General features: G+C 42.4%; 4 protein-coding genes. 1 reads left to right on the top strand and 3 read right to left on the bottom strand.

What is annotated here, in order from left to right; translation table 11 throughout:
- Positions 1-92 precede the first annotated feature (92 nt).
- Positions 93-542 (top strand): flavin reductase, encoded by a 450-nt coding sequence (locus tag ACYRYG_RS13145; RefSeq protein WP_460198462.1) that lies wholly within the window; start codon positions 93-95, stop codon positions 540-542.
- Between the two features lie 265 nt (positions 543-807).
- Here ACYRYG_RS13145 and ACYRYG_RS13140 read toward each other — a convergent pair whose 3' ends face one another.
- From ACYRYG_RS13140 to ACYRYG_RS13130, 3 genes are all read right to left on the bottom strand, one after another.
- A complete protein-coding gene (locus ACYRYG_RS13140; protein ID WP_294729089.1) occupies positions 808-1,632 on the bottom strand; it encodes a nucleotidyl transferase AbiEii/AbiGii toxin family protein in 825 nt (274 codons plus the stop codon).
- The gene (locus ACYRYG_RS13135) at positions 1,632-2,258 is read right to left on the bottom strand and encodes a hypothetical protein (RefSeq protein ID WP_293428144.1); all 627 of its coding nucleotides are present in this window, start codon (positions 2,256-2,258) and stop codon (positions 1,632-1,634) included. The genes ACYRYG_RS13140 and ACYRYG_RS13135 overlap by 1 nt, the downstream gene beginning before the upstream one ends.
- Positions 2,259-2,435: 177 nt before the next feature.
- Entirely contained in the window at positions 2,436-4,043 is a 1,608-nt protein-coding gene (locus ACYRYG_RS13130) for a beta-N-acetylhexosaminidase (protein WP_460198461.1), read from the bottom strand.
- Positions 4,044-4,159: the final 116 nt, after the last annotated feature.

Raw genomic sequence — 4,159 nt, 5'->3', positions numbered from 1 at the left:
TGAATCACTCAACTCCAAACTCAAGAGATTCAGAGCGCAACTACATGGAGTCTCTGATCTTCCCTTCTTCATGTATAGAGTTTCCTTAATCTTTGGGTAAACTAACACGGAACTATGCTGGTGCCCCTATCGAGTGGCAGAAATTCATCTTCACGACCTTCGTCCGCAAAGGCCGCTTCACACGTGAACAACTTGACAAGAATCCCGAATTCGTGATCAGTATTCCATACGGCGAGTATGACAAGAAGATCCTGGGATTCTGCGGCACACATTCAGGAAGAGACGTTGACAAGATCAAGGCCATGAACCTGACGCTGGAAGAAGGTGACAAAGTGTCGGTCCCCGCCATCAAGGAACTACGACTGACACTGGAATGCAAGGTGGTCTACCATCAGTTACAGGATCTGAACGCACTGAACAACCAGGAATGGCGCCAGTCCTTTTATCCGGCAGATAAACCCGGGACATTTTCCGGTTCAAACCAGGATGCTCACATTGCCTACTCTGGTGAGATCGTAAAGGCTTACATCATCGAGGGATAGACTTTTGCTGAGGATCAGGCTTCTATGTATCACATACAGAGGGAGCCTTAAGATGCCTAAAGCAGTATGCCAAGTTAACAAGAACCTGTGGAAATACGAACAGACAGCCAAGAATCAATGCTTTTGGATTTCTTTCTTTTTGTCCGTATTCCACAGGAATTTTGCATATTTCAACCCATAAGCATCATAAAGGTTCCGCATCTTTACAGAACGTGTCCGGAAATCCTCAAAGTCCTTGGCTTCCAGCTGTATCCATTGATAGTCCTTATATGAACTTTACCAAATCTGCAAGTTGAAGAAAATAAGCATTTGACCAAATATCAAGATCTTTTGGATTCTTAATAAATGGCAACACATCCTTTTTCACCTTCTTGACATCAGTTGACGCCAATCTCTCCTCTAAAAGGGACTTGAAATCCTCCTGGCTTATATCTTTCCCATTAAACTGGCGTATTCTTTCGTGCAGGTATGTCCAATCCAATGATACATTATGGCGCACATACCATTCAAAGTCATACCAGTCCCTTCCTTTTACCCTATTCTTCCAAGTTCTGAATACAAGCGCATGCATCTTTCCGGCGAAAAGATCCGGAAGAGTAAAGCATCTGGTCATAAAGGATATAGGCTGAAGCAATAGTTTCTGTTCTGTATTAAATTTCAAAGGAGGCTGAGTATCCACTTCTATCTTGATGCGAACAGATTTCTCCGTTCTGAATTTTACATCATACACCTCTGTATTGTCCTTTAGAAATGCCGACTCTACTTTTCCAAAGTTCCCTTTTTCCTTTTTTGTTATATCAACCTTCCTTCCCAGATAATTGAATTGTTCAATGATTGGTTGAAAGAATCTAGTGAAATCAAAATTCTCTTCAGGGGACATCAATGAGAAATCCATATCCTCACTGAAACGCGGTAATCCATGAAAAAGCCGGAGACAAGTACCTCCATAAAATGCAGCATCTTCAAAAAAACCTCCTTGGTACAGCCCTGCAAGGATTACCTGTTGACTCACTTCAAATACAGCATTACGTCTGCCCTGATCTGTAGAGGTATCATAGGCTGAAAGCATATTCTGATAGATGTCATTCATTACTTCAATAATAATTTTAATACCGTTTGTATAGACTGTGCCTTTTTGCCAACTTGAATATAGGCTTCAAATACTTCCCTGTGCATTTTCTGAAAGGCATCCATATCCATTCGAATATCTTCCTCAAGATATTCACGAGCTTCTTTTATATATCTCAAATTTAATTGTGGGGTATTGGCAATCAGATCGCAAAGTGCTTTCTCAGGCGAAGCCATGACATAGACATCATCGCCTTCTTGTATCTGACACAGGCCTACAGAAAAAGTCTCTCTGTCAATATGGGTATATTCAAACCGTCCGACTTTATTTTCAAACGAGACAGAATGTTTAATGGTCATTGACTCAACAGCGTATACCATTTCCGGGATCAACCCATAATGGCGGAGAGCAGAAGACATTGATACATACGAAGGATTATAAATATGATTGGCTATCAGTCCAACAGACAAGAGTTTTCCACTTTCTTCAGGACTTACTACAAAGAGCCCTTTCTTCAGACGGATGATTTCACCTGAACTCTCCAGTGATGCAATCTTCTTATTCTTCATCCTTATATCAGGATAGAGCGAAGCTATTACAGAAGACTTCACCGGTATATTCCCTAAAGCCAATAATGGTCTTTTCACAATACAAAAATAGTAATTTTATGAACACAAAACAACCTTTTAGGGAGTTTTCTATCTGAAAATTAACTATTTTACATATTAAGACCTTCTTTATCAAACTATGACGAGCGCAAAAAATCTCCAAAATTGGTACCGCAGGAAGTACAATCATAATAAGAATCAAGGTTACTGAACTTCCTACTTCTTACCTCCATTCCACAGGAATTTTGCGTATTTCAACCCATAAGCATCATAAAGGTTCCGCATCTTTACAGAACGTGTCCGGAAATCCTCAAAGTCCTTGGCTTCCGGCTGCATCCATTGGACTTCAGACAAGGCTGTCATCCGGGGGAGAATCTGATATTCTGCCAGATTGGGACAAGTGATATACTCTGTCCAAAGGTTAGCCTGAACACCGATGATATGCTTGTTAGTCTCCTTGTCAGCAGGATCGGCGAAAGGTTCAAAACTATATACTTTTTCGACGGGCAAATAACCACCAATAAGCAGCGGTTCCCTCTCCGTATCCGATGTCTGATAATGATCAAAATAGTCATAACTGCCTGGAGACATAATGACGTCATACCCTGCTTTTGCTGCCTGCGCGCCAGGAGCGGCACCACGCCACGACATTACTACGGCAGCCTTATTCGGATTACCCGCAAGGATCTCGTCCCATCCGATCATCACCCTCCCCTTAGATCTGACATAACTTTCTACACGATTCGTAAAATAACCCTGAAGGGTCTTTACCGTCAGGTGATTATCTTCCATCACTTTCTGGCATCTTGGGCAAGAAGCCCAATGGTCCGTATGTGCCTCATCACCACCTAAATGAATATATTTTGACGGAAACAGGCCCATTATTTCATCAATCACTCCCTTTACAAACGTGTAAACGGTATCATTGCCTAGACACAGAGGATCTCCTCCACTCCACTTGGTCAAGACTTGATAAGGGCCACCTGTACATCCCAGTTCGGGATAGGCCGTAAGAGCAGCCAGCACATGCCCAGGCATATCAATTTCCGGAATTATCGTAATATAACGGTCAGCCGCATACTTCACAATCTCTCTCGCTTCATCCTGCGTGTAGAAGCCTCCGTAGGGTGTACCATCATATACCTCACTATTCCGTCCGATCACCGTCTCACTCCGGACTGATCCCACAAGGGTAAGCCTGGGATATTTCTTGATCTCTATCCGCCAGCCCTGATCATCCGTCAAGTGCCAGTGGAAGACATTCATATTGTGAAGGGCAAGTAAATCAATGAATTTCTTAATGAAAGAAACAGGAAAGAAATGGCGGACACAGTCCAGCATCATTCCCCGATAGGCAAAGCGAGGCGCATCGACGATTTTCACAGCCGGAAGTTCAACTGACATCAGGTTTTGGTCTACCGGCAATGACTTACGTAAAGTCTGAATGCCATAGAATACTCCTGCGGGAGTTTGTCCGCAGATAGTTACCTCCCGATGGCTGACTTTAATCGTATAACCTTCCTTATTGCTGATTCTTTTATTAAGATTCAGATGGATGGCATTTTTATGTTTGCTGTTGGTAACGACCTGAAGTTTCATGCCTGTAGTTTCCCCAATATATTCAACCAAGAACTGGCCATCCCGAAGTAGTCTTTCATCACCAGCCGGTACCACAATAACGGTTTCTGAATTCAACAGGAAAGGCTTTTTATCACTCATTATAATAGATTCCGGCAACGGAACCACCCGGTAATTTACCCTGTCTTGAGCAAAGGCAGCAGTTATCAGCAACAGGCCAGTCATTACTAAGAATAATTTTTTCATTCGAAAATGTTTTTATTGCGAACAGCCTATAAATCGGCTATTCAGGTTTAACTTATTTGTTTTGACACAATAAAAGAATAAGCAGGCTGCGGTATGCTGTCTGCGGCTATTGGCTT

It is taken from the genome of Segatella asaccharophila, from assembly GCF_054687055.1.
Note: the sequence above shows the minus strand (reverse complement) of the source record. Positions and strands in the feature narration are given on the sequence as shown.

Coding starts and splice junctions, on each gene's coding strand:
- ACYRYG_RS13140 (WP_294729089.1), bottom strand. CDS start 1,632: ATGAATGACATCTATCAGAATATGCTTTCAGCCTATGATACCTCTACA.
- ACYRYG_RS13130 (WP_460198461.1), bottom strand. CDS start 4,043: ATGAAAAAATTATTCTTAGTAATGACTGGCCTGTTGCTGATAACTGCT.